This window comes from Streptomyces griseus (genome assembly GCF_900460065.1).
Classification (GTDB): Bacteria; Actinomycetota; Actinomycetes; order Streptomycetales; family Streptomycetaceae; genus Streptomyces; species Streptomyces griseus.
Genome location: NZ_UAVD01000015.1, coordinates 20,395 through 38,932 on the forward strand (window position 1 = coordinate 20,395; position 18,538 = coordinate 38,932).

Genomic DNA, 18,538 nt, shown 5'->3' on the forward strand with positions numbered 1-18,538 from the left:
TGACCCGCGCCGCCGCCCGACTTGCCGCACAGCACCGGCCGCACGGCCCGGCAGCGGTGCCGCTCCCGCAGTCACTGCGCTCCAACGCCCCTGGCATATTCGGGGAAGACCGGTTCGAGGCGTGGGCTGCGCAGTTCGCCGAGATTGCACGGCAGTCGCAGAACCGACTCTCGCCGAAGCGGAGGCTACTTCACGAGAACAGCAGGACGACCTTCCCGAAACCTCTGGGCACGGGAGCCGCAACCCTCCTCAGCCTTCGCCGCGGCTGCCGGGTCAGCAGCACGACCAAGGCCCCCATACGGGCCCCGCCCCCGGCCTGTAGAGGCCGTGGGCACACCTCACCTGTCTCTTCCGGCCCCTGCTGAACGGGCCCGGGCGTGCAAGGTCTACGGGTTCGGGTGGGGGTGTCCGCTGTGGATGTCGTCGAGGATGTCGTCGAGGAGGGCTTCTTCGTAGGCGGGCCGGCCCTGTGCGCACATGGCGGTGCGGAGTGCGGGGTCCCAGTCGGTCTCGGGGAGGTGTTCGGTGTCCAGGGGTGTGGGCTGGAACGGTGCGGGGTGCAGGCTTCGGACGTAGTCGTCGGCGTTCATGCGCCATGGGCGTGCACGGGGAACGGTACGTAGGGCGGCGCGCACGTGCCCGATTCCAGCGGCGTCGAAGTCGGCGCGTACGGCGATGTTCCAGCCAATGTCGGCGAGGCGGGCCAAGGTGTCGAGTTCCGTGGCTGAGGGGGTGCCGACGGTACACAGCAGCCGCACGGGGACGGCCGTGGGCGCAGGGGGCAGTTCGAGGGCTGCTGTCGTGACCGACGGGTTCTCGGTCACGAACACCCAGGACCCTTCGTGCGGTGGGGGCGGCCAGTGGACGTCGGTGAGGGTGGCCGGGGGCAGGACCAAGGGGAACCGGGCGGGCACCTGCCAGCCGTCGGGGTGGACGCCGAGGCTGAGGAGCCCCCCGCCCAGGCGGTCGAGGTCGACGCCGAGGGCACCCCACGCGGTGCGGGCCGGCAGTGCGGTGGTGGTGAGTCCGGCGGCTGCGGCTTCGGCCAGGACGAGCCCGGCCAGGTCGGTGCCCGCGTCCAGGCTGTGCGGGTTGCCTGCGGCGTGGAAGGCCAGCAGCCGGCGGTCGGTCCGGGTCCGGCCGTGTGGGGGAAGCCGCCGCAGTACTTCGGCCGCGGTGTGAAGGAGTTGTTCGGGGGCGGGGTGCTGCAGGATCCGGGCGACGCGGCCGGTGCGGTGCAGTTCGTCCCAGGTTTCGTCCGCGGGCCTCAGCGGCGCGTGTTCGGGCAGGTCTTGGGCCAGGCGGGCCCGTAGTTTCCGCAGGCTGGTGGTGCGGGCGAGCTGGCGGGCCCGTTCGGCGGCCGTGGAGCCGAGCGCGCGCCCGGCCGCGTGGGCGGCGACCGCACCCGGGGTGAGGCGGGGGCCGTGCCGGCGCAGACGGAGAGTCAGCTCGTCGAGCCGGATCCTGCGCCGCTCGCCCGGGGCCAGGATCCGGGAGCCGACCAGCCCGAGGACGGCGGCACGCTGCCCGCTGGCGGCGGGGGCGGTGATCAGGGTGGTGCCGCCCGTCATGGTCGGCTCGCCGCTCCTGTCGGCCCGGGCGGCGAGTTGTTCCCACAGCCAGTGTGCTTCTTCGGTGAGCAGGGACTCGAGGCGGGCGCCGTCGCAGGCCCCGCCGGTGCACCACTGCTGGGGGCAGTCGGTGCCAGCGGTGTTCACGGGGCGCTCTCGCCGACCGCTTCGGGTCCGACGCTTTCGGGGTTGGCTGGTTCGGGTTCCGGTCCGGTGTTCTGGGCCGGGAGGTGGCTGGTGGCGGCGATCATCGGGTGGGTGTAGAGGTGCATGGGCTCGGCGATGATCACGCCGGTGGAGGATTTGGCCAGGTCGTGGATGTCGATGCCGTCCCAGGCGCCGGGGGAGCCGTCCCAGTGGTGGCTGGTGCACATCAGGTCCAGGTCGAGGCTGGCGGTGTAGGCGGCGATGCCGTCGCGTCCCGCCTCGTCAATCTCACCGGGGACTTCGTCCAGTGCGCACAGCCGCAGGGCGTGGTCGGGCAGGTCGCGGTACTCCGCGGCCAGTGCGGCGAGCATGGGGGCGAGCACGATCAGCCGGCTCTCTCCGTTGGAGACCGTCGTCTTCTGCCTCCCACCCCAGGTTTCCTTCGCCCCGCCCTCGCCGCGGACGACGACGTACTCCACGGTGACCCAGTTGCGGATGTCGATGGCCTCGGCCAGGCGTGTGGCGCGATCGGTGCTGCCGCCTTCCTCTCCGTGGCGCATCACGGCGAGAAGTTCCTGGCCGACGCTGTGCTGTTGTTCGGGTGTGCGCTGGGCGTCGCCGATCTCGCAGGTGAGGTGGTGGATGCGGGCGCGCGCGGGCGTCAGGTCGGGGGCGAGGCTGACCTTGAGCTGCACCAGGAGGCCGGAGGAGGCGCGGGCGACCTTCATCTGCTCGTTGATGTCGTTGACCCAGTCGTTGAGGTTGACCCACGCGTTGCTGATGGCGGTGGGGATCGTGCCCAGGACGAAGGTCTGCAGGGCCTGATCCTCGGCGCTGTTGTAGGCGGCCTGAGCGGCATGGAGACGGGCCGTTGCCTCCCGGGCGGCGGCGGGCGGCGACATGGCTGTGGACCCGGTCAGCATCACCTGGTGGGCGGGCAGCCCGCCGGGGGCCTGGCCGTGGGTGAGCTGCCAGTCGTCGTCCTCGGCGGCCAGATGCAGCCGCACCGCCAGGGCGCACTCCTCCAGCGGCACGCTCGCGGCGGGAACGGCCGCCAGCTGTTCCCGCAGCCCGGCCAGCCACGCGCCGGTGTCCTCGTCGCCCGCATCCTGCGGTGGGCGGCGAAGGAGTTCGTGCAGGGCGTCGAAGGCCAGCAGGCCGTGCACGCGCTCCAGGCTCTCGGCTGCCGCGGGCTCCGCCTGCTCCAGGCGCCGGTCGGCCTCCAGTGCGGCACGTTCGGCTGCTGCTGCCCCGCCGGAGACTCCTTCCATCCGCGACCGGGCGTCCTCCAGCTGCTCCTTGGCTGCCCGGTGGGCTGCTGCGGCGTCTTCGGCCGCTTGGGCCAGCGCGATCTCGTCCATCCCGCTGCGCTGCCGGCAGGCCTCCAGTTCGGCGCGGGCGGCAAGGAGCCCGGCATGGCTCGCCCGGGCTGCCTGTGCCGCCTGCCGGGCCACCGCACCGGTCTCGGCCGCCTGCCCGGCTGCCCGCGTGACCCTGGCCAGCAGGCGCCCGGCGTCCTGCACCAGGCCCACGGCCAAGCTGACTGCCGCGGCGTGTGTCCCGGCGTCCTCGGCCTCCTGCTTGACGGCGGCGAGGGTGTCGGGCAACCCCTGCGCCGCGGCGGAGGCACGCCACTGTCCCAGGGCCGCACGATGGGAACTCTCCTTGTGCTGAGCGGCCCGGTCCTGCTCCGATGCGGTTGCGGCGGCCGTGTGCGCGGCGTGGGAGGCCTCGGCCCGCGTGGTCTCCGCCCGGTCCGCCGTGGCCAACGCGTCGTGGGGAAACTCAGCGGCGAGTTCCTGCAGGGCGTCGGCGAAGGCGTTCAGCCGGTGTGCCGCCCGCGTGTGTGCCAGGGCCGCATGCTGCCAGCACTCGCTTTCGGCCCGGGCCGCAGCGGCAGCCCGTAGCGCCGCAGCCCGCCGGACAGCGGTACCGATGTGAGAAGCGCGCGGCATCTGCCCGGCGCCCGCCGGCAGGCACCCGGTCGTCACCCCGGTACGGAAGGTGCCGTCCGCGCCCACGACGAGCCCGCCCTCCACCTGTTCCGCTGCGGTGCCGACGGCGCTGGGCAGGTACGCGATCCGTCGCAGGACGCGGGCCGTCACCTCCTGCAACGGTCCGGGCGTCGCGCGCAGGACGGCGGCCAGGGACTGCTCCTCGGGCAGCTCCGGCCCGTGGGGGTGCACCAGCCAGCGGCCGTGACCGTCCGCTCCGCGCTCGGTCACCTCGGCCGACAGCAGCCCGGCGGCGGCCATGACCGCTTCGGCCGAATTACCCACCGCACCGGCACCCGTCTGCGGCGACACCCACTCCACCGCACAGGCGAACGCCCGCTCCTCGTCAACTTCTCCGTGCCATGCGGGGCCCGGCAGCGGCAGCAGTTCTCCCGACTCCAGTCGCCCTGCCCGCGCTTGCGCCTCCGTGGCCCACTGCCGCGCCCGCCCGGCCTTCTCGGTGTGGTGGCCAGCACGCGCGCGGGCCTTCTCACCGCCCTGTGCCGCCGCCTTGTTCACCTTCCGCGCCAGTTTCCCGGCGTCGTGGACCACCTGCGAACACTCCACCCCCTCACACCACCCGGAGGCCTGCGCGCTGACTGTGTCGAGGTCCATGAGCGGGGTGCGGTACCGGGCGCGGACTGTTCGTGCCCACGCCTGCACCCCACCGGCCAGGACCGCGACACTTTCCTGGGCCCTGTCCAGGGTCTCCTGGTGACGGGCGGCGGCCTTCCGCGCCGTCTCGGCTGCCGCATCGGCCAGGCTCCGGGCCTGGACGCTCTCCTCCTGCGCCGCGGCGACCCTCTGGTACGCCACCACGCTCATGCCGGCCGCCTCACCGCGCCGCTCGATGCGCACCCGCGCCTGCTCCAGCTGCTCCGCCGCCTGCCCGGCCGCCTCCTCATCGACGACCACGTCCACACCGGGGGCCTGGCCGAAGTCCCGCTCGCCGATCCGCAGCGGCGACGGCGCGCCGCCCCGCACGCTCACCACGGCGGGGGCGGCCACCGGCAGCGGCACCCGCGCCGCCCGGCAGGAAGACGCGGCCTTCTCCATCAGACCCGTCACCTCATCGGCCGCCTCCTGCACATCACCAGCGCACCGGGCAGCAGCCTGCGTGTGCGCGGTGAGGAGTTCGCAGTCCTTCTCGTGCGCCTCCTGGGCCTGCCTGACCGCCGTGTGGGCGTGAGCCACATCGCTGGAGGCGGCATCGCGAGCCAGCGCGGCCGCGTGCCGGCCGGCCTGGAGCTCTGCCGCGGTCCGCTCCTGGAGCAACACCCGCAGATCATCCAGCTCCTGGCTGCGCGCCGCCGCATCCGTGCCCACCTGCCGTGCTTCCTCCCGGGCCTGGCCCAGCGCGGCGGTAGAGGCCAGGGCGGCGTCGACGGCCCGGAGACCGGTCTGGGCAGCGGCCTGGGACCATGCGGCGGACAGGTCTTCGAGGACCTGCGCGGTCTTCGCGTCCCGCTCGTATCGCCGGCGGGTCGTCTCCGCGGCGGCGAGCGCCTCCTGCGCCGAGCGCACGGTGTCCGGGCTGACGGTGGGCAGCGCCATGCGCAGTTCGGCGGCGGCGTCGGCGGGCGAAAGCCCGGCCAGCAGACCGGGGTTGCGGACCTTCCTGATCCGCCGGGCGATCCGCTTCAGGGTTCCCGGCGTGCAACCGAAGACCCGCTGGGCGAGGTCGGCGACATACGTGTCGGCGGAGGCGAAGACCTCACCGCCCTGCGCCGCCACCCACGCACAGAAGTCGTCCCGCTTCATCGTGGACAGATCCTGCCCGTCGTGGCCGGGGACGACCGGCAGCCTGAAGGGCACCGTCTCCACGCTGTTGCTGCTCGCCGCGTACTCCAGGCGCAGCCCGTAGTGCTGCTCCCCGGCGTCCGCGTCCCCGCTGGCCGGATCCCCCGGCGGGGAGAAGCTGAGCCACACATACCCGAAGCGCCGCTTTGAGGTGCTGCCGCCCTTCATCAGCGACACCAGACTCGTCGCCCGCCCCGAGGCGGAACTCAGGTGCATGTGCACCGGGTTGAGAAGAAAGGGGCACAGCCCTTCCAGCAGAGTCGTCTTCCCGGTGCCGTTGGGACCCCGTGCCAGCCACCGCCCCGACGGACAGGGCAGCACCTCACGCGTGTAGTACCAGACGTTGTCCACGCCGGCGCCGATCAGATGCCAGCGCCGCCAGAAACGCTCGATCCCGGCCTTCGCGCTCATCGCTCCACACCCTTCACACCATCACCGCACTGGGCGGGGAGAGGGACTTGTTCGGACAGGACCGTCCACCGCGCCGCAGCGGGCGACAGCCACCACCACTCCTCGAACCCGCCCGTCACACGCAGCAGATCCGCCTCGGGCTCCAGCACCCCGCGCACATCCTCGGCCAGGCGCGGCAGATCGCCGCGCAGATCCTTGTTCCACCAGGCATGTCGCTGCGCCAACTCGCCCAGCCGGCCCACAACCCGGCTCCTCGGCATACCGCACCAGTTACGCCCCGGCGCCCCCGCCCCGCCTCGCACTCCCTCCGCCACGAAGCTGTCGATGAGAAGCAGCGCGGCATGCGGCACCGTTCCGGCCTGGCTGCGGCCGCGCCCGGGGAACCGGAACCGCCCCGCCACGCGGCCCTCATAGGTCTCCTGAGGCATCACCCACGCCGCTCCCTCCAGCCGGTGCTCCAACTCCAGCCCGAAGGACCGGGCCAGGGCCGCACCCTCGGTGGGGCCCTTGTCGCTGAGCCACCGCAGCTCGTCCTCGTCCAGGTCACCGGTGTGCACCACCGCCTGATCGGCGAGCATCGCGCACACCCGCACCCCCGCCTCCGTAGGCCGCGTCAGCCCGTCCAGCCACCCCGCCGGGTCCTCGGCAGGATCGACGGCCCACTGCCCCCGCCCGTCGACCTGCACCCCCCGGGGCAGCACGTGCAGAAGCCGGGTGTGGTGGACCTTCAGCAGCACCGGCGGATCCTCCTCACCGTCCACCAACGCCTCGACCCGCCCCTCCAGCTCCTCCAGCACCCCCTGGACACACAGCCGCCGCAGCCCGGCGGCGAACGCCGAAAGCTCGGTGCGCGCCTGCGTCACCGGCAGCTCGATCTCCGCCGCCGCCGCCCGCGCCGCGCCGGCCACCTGGCCCAGCCGAACCCGCACCGGCAACGACTCCAGCACGGAGACCGTGAGCCAGAACCACACCCCCTGCGCACTGCTCCCCTCCGGCAGCCGGGCCGAGCGCGGGGGAGCAGGGTTGTACACCCGCACCAGATCCGGCTCCACCACCAGCGCGCATCCCACGGCCGCGAGCAACTCACGCAGCGCGCCCCGATGCCGGTACACCGCCTCGATGGCCGCATCGTCCCGCCCACCCACCAGCCACGCCCGCGTCTTCAGCAACCGGGCCAACTGCCAGACCACTTCCTCCTCGTCCTCCCCCTGCCCCCAGCCTCCGACCGCGCTCACCGGGCCACCTCCACCCGCACCGCCGCCTGCACCCTGCCGCCACCCGCAGCACCGGCCGCACCATCCCCCAGCAGCCCGGCGGCCCGAGAGTGGAAGGCCACCTGTCTTCCCGGCACCAGCACCGACCACGCCACCCCGTCGACGCGCCCCACCACCCCCCGCACCGCCGTCAGCGTGCAGCTCACGCCCTCCCAGTGCCCCACCCGCACCCCGCCCGTCTCCACACCCCGGGCCGCCGCCATCACCGCCCTCAGTGCCAGCCGGCACGCACGGTCCGTCAGCGGAAACACCCCGGCCAGGACCGCGGCGGCCGCCGCCCGCTTCTCCGCTTCGACGCGCTCCCGCTCGCGCGCCACCTCCCTGGCCGCCTCCCCGCGCTCCCGCCGCGGCGCCACCTGCCCCCGGGGACTGCTCTGACCACTCGCCCGCAGCATCGCCAGAGCGGGAACCCGGGGCCCCTCATGCCAGGAGACGACCGCGCCCCCCTCGCCCTCCGCACAGGTATGCAGCTTCGCCCACGGCCGGCCGGCCACCGACGCCCGGAACACCGCCTCACCCCGCTCCCCGTCGCGGCACGCCGCCGCCAACGACAGCGCCTTGGCCCGCAGCGTCCCCGGACCCACCACACTCTGCTGCCGCCGCAGATTGGCGTGCATCATCGGAATCGCCCGCACCAGCTGCTGCCCGAACCGCCACGCCCTGCCCGACGCCGGCGCGAACCAGCTCAGCAACTGCTCCCAGTCCCCGCGCTGCGCCCCGCGCGACGGAGCGAGCACCCCGCGCGCGACCAACGCCCCGGCCCGCGACTGCGCCCCGCACCCCGCTGCCAGCGCGGCGAACCGGGGACGCAGCCCCATCAGCAGCCCGTGCACGGCCACCACCTCCCGGTCGAGGTGAACCACCACATGGGTCGCGTACTCCACGATCAGCTGCTTCAGCTCACCCGTGCCCTCCGCACCCAGGTCGAACCGGTCGGCGAGCCGGGCCAGCATGTCCGTCTGCCCCACCAGCGACGCATCCAGCTGGTCGTGCTCCACGAACACCTGACCTGCCAGCTTCGCCACTTCCTCGGGCGACGTGCCCTCCTCCTGCAACGCCGTCAGCGCGTCACGGATCCGGGCCAGTCCGTCCAGCGGCACCTCCCGCTGCACCACCCCCTCCGCCGACAACACGGTCCACAGCCGCTGCACCTGCCGGCCCTGCGCGGTGGCGGTGTACCGCCACCGCGCACCGCTCAGCTCCTGCCACCGCTCGATCTCGTTGTCCGGCTGACCCGACACCGCCAGGAACGTCTCCTGCAACGCCTTCAGCCGCTGCGCCACCACCCCCGGATGAAGATCGACCCCCCGCGCAGCGAGCTCCACCGCGATCTCGGCGGGAGTCAGGTGATCGACGGCCTGGTCCAGCACACCCATGATCGCCGCGTACTCGTGACGGACCCTGCTGACGGTGTACCCCAGCGCCCGGGTCGGATCCTGCGGCCCAGGCCCCGTCCTGGCCCACTCATCGACGATGAAGTCGTCAGTGCCAGGATCACCCAAAGTGGCAAAATGCGGCATTTGCTCATTTCCGTTCCTCATGTCCGATAGATGTAGAAATGAGGCTAAAGGTGACCACTGACAACGCCCTCAGACACCAGCGAGACCACACGCCGCCCCCGGCCAGGAACCAGACGACGCCCCCCGCCACCACCGGCAACCGCACTGCCCGCCAGGACCCGCACGAACGCTCGATAGGGTGACCTGGCCGAGGACCGCCTCGGCCCCCAGCGCCCCACCGGCACGGCCGGTACGGCGCGGGCGGTCTGGGACGAGCAGGGGGTTCGGGTGGTGGACGTTTCGCCTGCGCAGGCGCTGGCCCGAGCGACGGCCGTCGGCGGGCGGGTGGCCGACCTGGTACGCCAGGAGTCCCGAGGAGAAGACCAGACGTGCCGCTGGGAGCTCGTCGTGACCCTCAGCAGCAGCCTTGAGGACCGGGCGGCCGCCGGGTGGATCGTCGCCGACGAGATCATGAAGGAACGTACCGGCGGACGTCCCCGGAGCTATGGAAAGTGGCGCGAGGCCACCTTGAACGGGGTGAAGCTGACGGGGAAGGATCACGTCCTGGTGGAGCACTTCGCGAAGCCCGTCTTCGAGGCGGCAGCCGCGAAGAAGGAGGGCAACCACGGGCTGGCCGGGTACGTGGGCGAGTGGCTCTGGTACCTCCTGACCCGCGACCTGCCCAAGGATCCAGCGCGCACCGTGGAGATCCTGGGACCGCCGAAGGCCGCCGTCAACGACGGAGGCGGCGACGGACTCATCGTCTACCGGGAAGACGGAACAGCCCGGGGCTTCTCCTTCCGCCTATGGGAGATGAAGAAGTACACCGGGACGGCGAACCGGCCGGACGGGGCGATCTCCAAGGGCTGGACACAGCTCAGCACCAAGGGGGCGACCTACCTGGGAATGCTCTCCTGGGGCGACAAACAGCTCGCTGACGACACCCGGGAGTTCGTGGGAAGCCTGACCGAGCAGTGGGTCGACGAAGAAGAGTCGGCAGGCGCCGGCGTCAGCGTCGCGCTGAACACCACGGCGATCCCGAAGAAGGCCTTCCACCTCGCGCACCAGCACTTCACCACCCACAAGCACCCCGGCGCACTCCAGGGCCTGGTCGTAGCGATCGACGATCTCGAGGGCTTCGCCCATGAGGTGAGGGAGTACGTGTGGACCGCACTCTAGATCCGGACGTTCTCGCAACCGCCCTCGGCGACCACCGCCCCGGCGGGGTCCTGCCCTCGCCGGAGGAACTGCTGGCCGCCATCACGCAACTGGAGATCGCCGCCGTCCGCAGCGACCACAAGATCCCGGATGACGTGCTGGCCACGGCATGGCTCCTGCACGGACTGGCCGCGGTCGAACCCGAGACACCCGGGTTCGACCCGGTGCGGACCCGGCATGCCCTCGCGGTCAGCGCCCACGTGATGGACCTGGCCCTGTCCGACGAGCAGCACTCGCCCACCGAGCGGCTGAGGATCGCCTTCGCCGCCCAGGCCGGCTACCGCCGGTGCGAGCAGGAGCCCAACGCCACCGCCGTCTACCGCCAGGTCAAGAACCTGGTGAACTTCACCTCCTCCCTCCCGGCACACATCGACACCCTGGCCCTGGAGGCCGGCGTCGTGTTCCTGGGCTTCGACCGGCCCGACCTCAACCGGGCCCTGGCCGCCTGGCGCCGACAGTTCGCGGAACTCCGCGAACTCATGGACGGCGATCCGCTCGCGGGCACGATGTACGGACCCGCCGAAGCCGTCGTCGAATCGGTCCACCACCTGCGCCTGTTCCTCTCGTTCGGCGACCCGGACCGCCTGCAGGAAACACAGAACCTGCTGGGCGGCGTCCTCGACGGCCGGGCCGGCCGCAGTGACCCGACCGCCCGGTGGGTCGCCGCCCACCTCCTCGGACTCAGCGACGAGATGGCCGCCAGCAGCCTGTACACGCTCCTCCCGCAGGGAACCCCCGACGCGGTCGCCCGGACCTTCGCGATGTCCGATCCACCGGTGATGACCCTGTGGCGCCCACAGCGCGAGCTGCTGAACCTGGAGCGCGGCAACCCGGTCGACCCCGCCACCGGCCGGAGCCTGATCAGCGTGCCCACCAGCGCGGGCAAGACGCTGATGGCCCAGCTGGTGATCTGCTCCCACCTGGCGCAGAAGCCCGGCCACGTGGTCTACGTGTCGCCGATGCGCAGCCTGGGCCGGGAGATGCGGGCCGCGCTGCGCGCCCGGCTGCGACTGCTGGAGCGCAAGCTGGTCGCCGAACAGCCGGACTTCCCGCTCGCCGACGGCAGCGGCTCCCTCGTCGGAGACGTGGACATCGTGACCCCGGAACGGCTTATGCACATGATCCGCAACAACCCGGGCGCAGCACTGGACGAGGTCAGCCTCATCGTCGTCGACGAGGCCCATCACCTCGCGCAGGGCCGGCGAGGGTTCGTGCTGGAAAGCCTGCTCGCCCTACTGCGGACACGCTCCGACATCCGGCTGGTCCTGCTGTCCGCCGCCGTCGGCAACCGGGCGGCCCTGGCGTCATGGCTGGACCCCACGCGGCCTGCCCAGGAGGTGTACTTCACCGACGACTGGCGCGGCCCCAGGCGCCTGCACGGCCTCATGTACCCGCAACTGCTCAAGGACCAGGCCGAGCGCACCCCGCGCAGGCCGAGCAAGAACCATCCCTCCACCACCCGGGCCACTGTGCCGGTGGCCCCCCAGCTCGACATCCGGCCGACCACCGCAAGCGGCACCTTCGGCCTGACCTTCCCCGAAGTCGGCACCAGGGCGTACGCCTCCACCAACTCCTGGAAGTGGAAAGCGGCCACCAAACTCGGCGGGCCCCGCGACTACGAGGTGTTCGCCGCCGGCGCCGCCGCCCTGACCCGGGCCGGCAGCGTCCTGATGGTCGTCGCCAGCAAAGTCATCGCCAGGAACGCCGCACTGGCCATGGCCGAGCACCTGGACGTCCGCCCCGAGGCCGCGGCACTCACCGAGTTCCTGGCCGAGACCCTCGGCGAGGAACACCCTCTGGTCCACTGCACCCGCCACGGTGTCGCCTTCCACCACGCCGATCTTCCCGACGATGTCCTCCACGCCGTCGAACAAGGCCTTCGTGACGGATACCTGCTGGCCCTCGCCAGCACCACCACCCTCACCGACGGCGTCAACCTCCCGGTGCGCACCGTCATCATCAACCACACGGTCGAGGGCGATCCCACACGCGGGAACCAGAGAGGCCTCAGTCCCGCGAAACTTCTCAACGCCATCGGCCGGGCCGGCCGGGCCGGGCGCGAGAGCGAGGGGTGGGTCATCCTCACCCGCCCCTACCCGCCCCAGGACGCTGAGTTCGAGACGTTCACCCCCGACAGTCAGCAGCTCACCGTCACCTCCGAACTGCTCAGCGAAGACGCCCTGCGGTCACTGGCCCATGCCGAGTGGCAACTGCGGAACTCGCTCGACGGCCTGTTCGGCGTGATGGGAACCGTCGCGTCCGACTTCGCCACGTTCGTGTGGCTGGTCCTGCAGACCCACGCCGAGACCCTCCACGCGCCCGGCGACCGGCTCGACCCGGTGCGGTCACTGCTCGCGATGGAACAGGCCGACGACCCTTCGGTCCCGGCCCGCTGGATGGCGCTCGCGGAAAAGGTCACCGCGGTCTACGACGCCACCGACCCCGTCTCGACCCGCCGGTGGGCCAGCACCGGAACCAGCATCGGATCCGCCCGCTGGCTCGACGGTGTCGCCGGACGCCTCGCAGAGCAACTCGTCGCCAACGCGGCCCCCGAGGACACCCCGGACGAGATCAGCATCTTCTTCGGGGCACCCGAGTGGCCGCTGGAACAGACGCTGGACTTCCTTGCCGAGCAGGGCGCCTTCGACGCCCTCATGCTGACGCCCGAGGCCTTCGAGAGCTGGAAGCTCACCACCCAGCAGACCCCCAGCTTTCACGTTGACGTGCCCATCGGCGACGCGGTCCGGGACTGGATCTCTGGCACATCCATCCCGGAGCTGGCACGTACCTGGATCCCGGACACCATGTCGTCCCACCCCCAGGCGCTCGAGCTGACCGTCCAGAGCATCAAACAGGGCTTCGAGCACGCCATCAGCTGGACAGCCGGAGCTCTGATCAACCTCGTCAACACCCACCCCCTGCTGACCCCCACCACGCCCCGCCTGTTCGAACAGACGGCCTGGCACATCCGGCACGGCGTCGACACCGAGCAGGCCATCACACTGCTGACCTCCGGCATCACCTCCCGCCGCCTGGCCCACCAGATCGGCCGCGCCGCAGCGGAGACCGGCATCGGCTCCGGTGAGCTCCGCACCTGGGTCGCCGATCAGCAGATCGACGGCTGGGTCACCGCCTACAAGGCCAACATGTACGAGGTCGAGGACCTCCTCGACTACGTGAGCAAGCCGGCCAACCCGCTCAACGAACTGCTGCGAGGACACCCCGTGGCCATCCCTCTCGCACAGGTGGGCCCGGGCACCACAGACGGACCGGTTACCCTCACCCACCCAGGCACGAAACCGGCGACCATCAGAGTCGACCGCAACGGAAACCAGATCGCCGCCATCCCCGCCGCACGGCACCACGCCGTCCTCACCCTCCTCGACAGCGGACTCGACCTCACCCACCGCCTAGAGGCCGGACAACTTGTCACCGCCCTGGCTAGGGCCAGCCTGTAGAGCGCCGAAAGCTAGCCGAACGACCCAGGCGGGGTCGGCCTCACTGGTGCAGGACTGGAAGCGGGAGATCGGTCTGGCCCTGCGCAGCGGCTTTGCACCTGCCCTCCACAGCAACCTGCCCCATGCCAGCCGAGGGCCGAGGTTCCCTCTACTTCATCGCCCACCAGATCCTCAAGCGACCGCCTCCCTGAGCAGCGTCGAGGTTCTGCGCGCGCCAGCTGGCGCGAGCGGGCCGAGGCCCTGGGCATCGACGTGGACGCGATGGTCGCCGAGGCCGCGCCCGGACCGCCCGGACCCGACGGCGGAGCCGCGACCGACGGCCCGGGCGCTCCGCGTATCCCGCCGCCCAGCGCCCTCGCGCGCATCGTGTTCGATCCCGAGACCGGCGTCACCGCCAGCAGGAAGGAGTTCACCCGGGTCGCGTTGATGGCCGCCATCGTCAACGCGCTGCCGTACGGACTCGGCAGCGCCGACCTCACCGAACTCCAGCTCCCACGCCGAGCGCGCAGCCGCCCAGACGCAGAAGGAGGCCCGCGCCCTGGAGAAGCGCCTCGCCGATGATCGCCGACGCAGTCTCTCTTCGTCGGTGCGGCCATCTCCGCCGCCGTGCAGGGAGAGGACTGGTACGAGCCGACAGCCGCCCACCAGGCGACGCTGTACCGGCTTCCCGTACCGAAGCCCGGCACCCACTGCACCACGCCCCTTCTCGACCTGTTCCGCTCCGTGCGCGGCACCAGCAAGCACGCCCGCGCCCGACATCGCCGCGAAGACCGACGAAGCGGTCAGGGCCCGCCGACAGCCACAACGGCTCCTTATCGCCGCCCGCAACCACAACCACACCCAGTGGCGCTGCCCGCAACGAGCAGACGTCGACGGTGGGCGAGGACAGCTTCGCCTGCTGTCCGTGTGCCGTGGCTTCCGGTGGATCCCCCTCCCGTGGGGAGGGCCGGGAGGGGCGGCGGGCCCTGCCCGCTCCGCAGCGCGAGGCAGGGCCCGACCGGGTGCGGGAAACGGGGGATCCCGCACCCGCAACGATGCACCCAATTCAGCCAGAACAACAGGTGCGTGACCGGATTTGCCGTACTCAGCGTCGGTTGGTGTGCGGAAGCGCCTCGACCAGAGGCCGGACTCCGAAACCCCCTCAGGGCAACACTCTCAGCCACGCAACCACCTGAACAGCGGGTAGGCCTCGGTTCTCACTTCCTTGGTGCTGGTGGTGGGGGATAGTGCGGGGGTGACCACGACACCGGATGCTCCGCCCCTGTACGGCCTGCTCGTCGCCGCCGTCATGCCCGTCTGATCGCTGCGCTGGCGTCGCTGATCGGGGCGTGTGCGGAGGCGGCGGGGGAGGTGTACGGGCCGGTCGCCGCCGCCCCGCCGGGTCTGGAGGGGGTGGAGGTGCGGACGCTGTCGTGTGTGCGGGTCGGGTTGTCGGGGCCGTTGCTGCTGGACGTGGCCCGGGGTGAGGCCGCGGCCCGGTGGCCGGAGGCGGTGGTGCGGGAGGAGGCGGCGGCCTGCCAGACGTATGCGGCCCGGTGTGCGGTGGCCGAGGCGCACGACGCGGTGCACCGGACCACGTCCGGCCCGGGTCAGGGCCCGGTGCCGTTGCCGACGGTGGAGGCGGGGGCCCGGATGGAGCTGGTGAGCGCGGGCGACGAGGTCGCCGCCCTGTGGCGGGACGACCCGCAGCAGGCCGTCGCCTTGGTGCGCGAGCTCACCGCCGGCGGCGAGCTGACGGCCGATGAGGTCCTGGACTTGGCCGTCGACGTGATGGTGGTGTGCGGGCTGCTGGCCCTGACCGAGGCCCGCACGGCTGCCATGAAGGATCCGAGCACCGCGGCCGAGCTCTGCCTGACCGCCGTGCCGCATCTCGCGTTCGCGGTGAGCCTGGCCAGCGTCGACCTCGACTGAGATCTCGACTGGGTGAACCGCCCCCGCCGCCCGTGACGGCGGGGGTCGCCGGGCCGGTTGAGCGGATCATGAACCGATCCTCGATCGTCACTGCCGCCGCCCTGGCCGCTGTCCTGGCCCCGGTGGCCGCCGCTCCCGCCGCGACGTCCGCTCCGACAGCCGTGCGCGCGCCCTACGTCGACACCCGCGCTCGTGACTGCGCGGGGGAGGGCTCCGGGTGCCGTCCGGGGGCCGTGGTCCACCACTGGCACAAGCGCGGGTCTTCGGCCCGTGGGGTGGGCTGGGTGTACGCCTCCAGGGAGGGTGTCCGGTCCGGCACGGCCCGCTGGCTGGTGAAGCAGCCGGGCGGCACGTGGAAGACCGGCGGGGGCTGGAAGCGGGCGCACCGGGTGGGGAGCCACGTGGAGACGTCGTGGGGCCGGGGCGGTCGCACCGGCCCGAAGTACCCGCGCGGCACGAAGGTGTGCGTTCAGTTCAAGGGGTTGTCGACGAAGGCGTGCATGACGCTGAAGTGACCGGCCGGACTGGCACCCGAATTCGAACAGGAGTTCTAATGGGTGGATGGGCCGTATCCCCTTCCCCGACGACCTGATCCGCGCCCAGCAGGACTGGCACGCTGCCTACCGCGCGCTCGCCGTGCCGCGCCCGCGCGGTGCCACCGAGCTCCGCCGCCGCCTGCTGGCGCTGTCGGTGCGGACCCACTGGCATCCGTTCGGGTCGACCCCGGACGGCTGGAGCTCTGCGGCCCGGGTGGAGCTGAGGCGGTGAGCCGGCGGGCAGCAGCGGTCGGACGCGGCATGAGCCGCCCGCCCGAGAAGCGGGCGGATCGGCATGGGTGACCTGCCACCCGACCTGGACCGCCTCCGGACCCTGGAAACGTGGCTCTCGCTCTCCCTGAAGCGGGTGCGTGAGGAGATCGCGGCGGCCGAGCGCCTGGTATAGCCTTGGCGCGCACGCGGCCTCCGGCCACCGCGCGGGCTGCTGTGCCGCGCCGTGAGCGGACGCCCGACTGGGGTATCTCCTCCGCCGGTATCGGGAGATCGGTTGCTGAGATCCACCGGGGCGACTGCTTCGCCGGGGGCGCGATGCAGCCGCTCAGTGCGGAGCTGGCTGACGGGGTCCGGGCCTGCGGGGTGTGCCGCCCGGAGACTGTGCTCAGGCGGCCGTGACCCACCAAGGGCTGTATTGAAGTGTGGCCAGGGGCAGATGCTGCGGCATCCGGGGACGTGCGGGTGTGCGGTGCGGTTTCGTTGCCGCCTGTGGTGTGTGGGTTGGCCGCTGTCAGCGGTCGTTTGCGCGGTGTGCGGGCTGCGTGTGCGGGCCGGTGCCGTCGGCGGAGTCGGCGGGTTCGACCGTGCGGCGCTTGACGATCACGAGGACGATCAGGGCGATCTGGAGCAGGATCGGCAGGATCATGCCGGGGGACGTCTTCGGGTCGGCGCCGACGGTGTTGGAGATGAGGCTGAAGTCCCACAGGCCGTGGACGAGCATCGGCAGAAGGATCGTGCTGCCGACGCGAAGGCAGAGGTAGAAGAAGTAGCCGGAGGTGGAGACGATCACGGCCTGGAGGATGGCCTGGGCGCCTTCGCCGAAGGCGTTGCTGACGTGGACGACGCCGAAGACTACCGAGGACCACAGGGCGACCTTGCCCTCGCTGAGGCCGGCGCGCTTGAAGACCTGGACGCCGATGCCGCGGAACATCAGCTCCTCGCCGATGCCGACGAACAGAGTCATCACGATCAGGGCCAGGACGAGGGAGAGCGGCTGGTCGGCGAGGTTGGGGTAGTTCACCGTGAGGACGGCGACGACGAGCATGGAGACCGGTACGAACCCCACCCAGCGCCGCACGGGCACGCGGTAGTGCAGGACGCTGCTCCACCAGCCGAGCCAGGTCACCACGGCCGCGCCGAATAGGACCGACAGACCGATCGGGATCACGCCGTTGCGGATCACCGACTCGGTGGTCGGGAACTGGCTGTCGCCGCTGCCGTGGTCGACGCTGATGAGCGCGCCGAGTCCTTGGAGGATCGCGAGGTATACGACGACCACGACCAGGAACCACGGCCAGGTCAGCCGACGTCCGACCGCGGCAGGGGATGGCTGTACGGGCATGGCGGTGCTCCTCGGGTACGGCAACGGCGTCGCTCATGCGCGATCACATAGGCGTTCACATGTTCCCATGCGGTGCCAAGAGGGTGAAGGCCGCATCAATTCCACCCAAAAAACTCAATCGCCTCTCATGCCAAGAGGTCTGTTGCTGAGATCCCTGGGGGCGACTGCTTCGCCGTGGGCGTGACACGGCCGCTCAGTGCGGAGCGCACGCGTGCGGAGCTGGCCGATGGGGTCCGGGCGTGCGGGGTGTGCCGCCCGGGCCGGGTGCTCAACCGGACGTGACCGCCGGTTAGCGCTCAGCCGCCCCGGCTCGGGGCTGGGTGGCGGGGGCTGGGGCTTGCCGGGCGAGTGGAGGTGACGCAGCCTCGATCTGCCGGCGGGCGTTATCGGGGGAGGAAGGCGGTGACGGTCTTGCCGCCGGTGGGCCGGTGGGTGATGGCGGTGGTGCGGGCGAGGCGGGTGACCATGTGCCAGCCGTATCCGCCGGTGGCGCCGGTCGGGTCGGGGGCGCGCAGGCGGGGGACCTGTGGGCTGGGGTCGCCGACGGCCACTTCGATGAGGTCGGGGTGGGCGGTCAGGCGGAGGGTGTAGATGCCGCCGCCGTGGCGCAGGGCGTTGGTGACGAGTTCGGAGACGACGAGGATCACGATCTCGGCCGCGTGGTTGGTGACGGCTGGTTCCCGGAGGGCTTCGAGGAATTTCCGGGCCCTCTCCCGTGCACCGGCGGCGGTGGTCGTGGGGCGGGTGGCGGTTGCGTCGGCGTGCATTGTGTTCGGCAGGTTCACCCTGGGACTCCTCTGCTCGCCCACGCCCGGTCCGGCGTAGATATCTCATGTGCCCCGCCCCACCCTTCTTAGTCCACAGGGACTGATTACCTCTTTACCCGGTGACGGAAAATCTGTGCTGGCTGGAGTAGACATTCGGTTGGTGTGTGGTTATGGTTTCTCTCGTAGCCCAGAGGACAGCAGGGCCCGGCAGAGATGAACTGCCGGGAGCAGTACCGCAGTACATGCAGTTCCGTAGTTGCAGGATGTTGGACGGTCCGGTGGTGGAGTTTCGAAGCCAGAGCAGTTGCAGGACGGCGACGGAACTGACCCCGGACTGGGCGGCCCGCAGTGATCAGGGGCTGCCGCAAGAGGCACC

14 protein-coding genes are annotated in these 18,538 nt (G+C 71.7%); 8 read left to right on the top strand and 6 right to left on the bottom strand.

The window, feature by feature from the left end; all coding sequences use genetic code 11:
- Positions 1-386: 386 nt before the first annotated feature.
- The 4 genes from DTB53_RS08140 to DTB53_RS08155 are packed head-to-tail and all read right to left on the bottom strand — an operon-like array spanning position 387 to position 8,738.
- Positions 387-1,718 carry a DUF2399 domain-containing protein gene (locus DTB53_RS08140; RefSeq protein ID WP_069455748.1) on the bottom strand — a complete coding sequence of 444 codons (1,332 nt, stop codon included), beginning with the start codon at positions 1,716-1,718 and terminating at the stop codon, positions 387-389.
- Positions 1,715-5,923, bottom strand: a complete 4,209-nt coding sequence (locus DTB53_RS08145; RefSeq protein WP_069455749.1) for an SbcC/MukB-like Walker B domain-containing protein — start codon at positions 5,921-5,923, stop codon at positions 1,715-1,717. Before DTB53_RS08145 ends, DTB53_RS08140 begins: the two co-directional genes overlap by 4 nt.
- Complete coding sequence (locus tag DTB53_RS08150; RefSeq protein WP_069455750.1) at positions 5,920-7,158, bottom strand: DUF2398 family protein; 1,239 nt, start codon at positions 7,156-7,158, stop codon at positions 5,920-5,922. The genes DTB53_RS08145 and DTB53_RS08150 overlap by 4 nt, the downstream gene beginning before the upstream one ends.
- A complete protein-coding gene (locus tag DTB53_RS08155; RefSeq protein ID WP_079172819.1) occupies positions 7,155-8,738 on the bottom strand; it encodes a DUF2397 family protein in 1,584 nt (527 codons plus the stop codon). Before DTB53_RS08155 ends, DTB53_RS08150 begins: the two co-directional genes overlap by 4 nt.
- Before the next feature lie 249 nt (positions 8,739-8,987).
- Between DTB53_RS08155 and DTB53_RS08160 the strand changes: the two genes are divergently transcribed.
- The 7 genes from DTB53_RS08160 to DTB53_RS37965 all read left to right on the top strand — a co-directional run bounded on the left by DTB53_RS08160 (position 8,988) and on the right by DTB53_RS37965 (position 16,452).
- Complete coding sequence (locus DTB53_RS08160) at positions 8,988-9,875, top strand: hypothetical protein (RefSeq protein WP_236586278.1); 888 nt, start codon at positions 8,988-8,990, stop codon at positions 9,873-9,875.
- Positions 9,860-13,372: a DEAD/DEAH box helicase gene (locus DTB53_RS08165; RefSeq protein WP_069456024.1), complete on the top strand. Its 3,513-nt coding sequence runs from the start codon at positions 9,860-9,862 to the stop codon at positions 13,370-13,372. The genes DTB53_RS08160 and DTB53_RS08165 overlap by 16 nt, the downstream gene beginning before the upstream one ends.
- Positions 13,373-13,624: 252 nt before the next feature.
- Entirely contained in the window at positions 13,625-13,933 is a 309-nt protein-coding gene (locus tag DTB53_RS08170; protein WP_069631336.1) for a hypothetical protein, read from the top strand.
- A gap of 789 nt (positions 13,934-14,722) precedes the next feature.
- Entirely contained in the window at positions 14,723-15,283 is a 561-nt protein-coding gene (locus DTB53_RS08175; RefSeq protein ID WP_236586277.1) for a hypothetical protein, read from the top strand.
- Positions 15,284-15,351: 68 nt separating this feature from the next.
- Positions 15,352-15,798 (top strand): hypothetical protein, encoded by a 447-nt coding sequence (locus tag DTB53_RS08180; RefSeq protein ID WP_236586276.1) that lies wholly within the window; start codon positions 15,352-15,354, stop codon positions 15,796-15,798.
- Positions 15,799-15,844: 46 nt separating this feature from the next.
- On the top strand, positions 15,845-16,051 hold the full coding sequence (locus DTB53_RS08185) for a DUF8825 domain-containing protein (protein ID WP_069455902.1): 207 nt from the start codon (positions 15,845-15,847) through the stop codon (positions 16,049-16,051).
- 215 nt (positions 16,052-16,266) lie between these two features.
- Complete coding sequence (locus DTB53_RS37965; RefSeq protein WP_356202888.1) at positions 16,267-16,452, top strand: DUF6233 domain-containing protein; 186 nt, start codon at positions 16,267-16,269, stop codon at positions 16,450-16,452.
- A gap of 112 nt (positions 16,453-16,564) precedes the next feature.
- Here DTB53_RS37965 and DTB53_RS08190 read toward each other — a convergent pair whose 3' ends face one another.
- Entirely contained in the window at positions 16,565-17,395 is an 831-nt protein-coding gene (locus tag DTB53_RS08190) for a CPBP family intramembrane glutamic endopeptidase (protein ID WP_069631335.1), read from the bottom strand.
- A gap of 150 nt (positions 17,396-17,545) precedes the next feature.
- Here DTB53_RS08190 and DTB53_RS37970 point away from each other — a divergent pair, with 150 nt between their 5' ends.
- Positions 17,546-17,677, top strand: coding sequence for a DUF6233 domain-containing protein (locus DTB53_RS37970; RefSeq protein ID WP_359737993.1), 132 nt, complete (start codon positions 17,546-17,548; stop codon positions 17,675-17,677).
- A gap of 101 nt (positions 17,678-17,778) precedes the next feature.
- On the opposite strand, the gene DTB53_RS08195 is transcribed toward DTB53_RS37970, so the two are convergent.
- Positions 17,779-18,180 (bottom strand): ATP-binding protein, encoded by a 402-nt coding sequence (locus DTB53_RS08195; RefSeq protein WP_236586275.1) that lies wholly within the window; start codon positions 18,178-18,180, stop codon positions 17,779-17,781.
- Positions 18,181-18,538 lie beyond the last annotated feature (358 nt).

Excerpts from the sequence above, each read along its gene's own strand:
- DTB53_RS08145 (WP_069455749.1), bottom strand. The coding sequence starts at position 5,923 with ATGAGCGCGAAGGCCGGGATCGAGCGTTTCTGGCGGCGCTGGCATCTG.
- DTB53_RS08155 (WP_079172819.1), bottom strand. The coding sequence starts at position 8,738 with ATGAGGAACGGAAATGAGCAAATGCCGCATTTTGCCACTTTGGGTGAT.
- DTB53_RS08180 (WP_236586276.1), top strand. The coding sequence starts at position 15,352 with ATGAACCGATCCTCGATCGTCACTGCCGCCGCCCTGGCCGCTGTCCTG.
- DTB53_RS08185 (WP_069455902.1), top strand. The coding sequence starts at position 15,845 with ATGGGCCGTATCCCCTTCCCCGACGACCTGATCCGCGCCCAGCAGGAC.
- DTB53_RS08190 (WP_069631335.1), bottom strand. The coding sequence starts at position 17,395 with ATGCCCGTACAGCCATCCCCTGCCGCGGTCGGACGTCGGCTGACCTGG.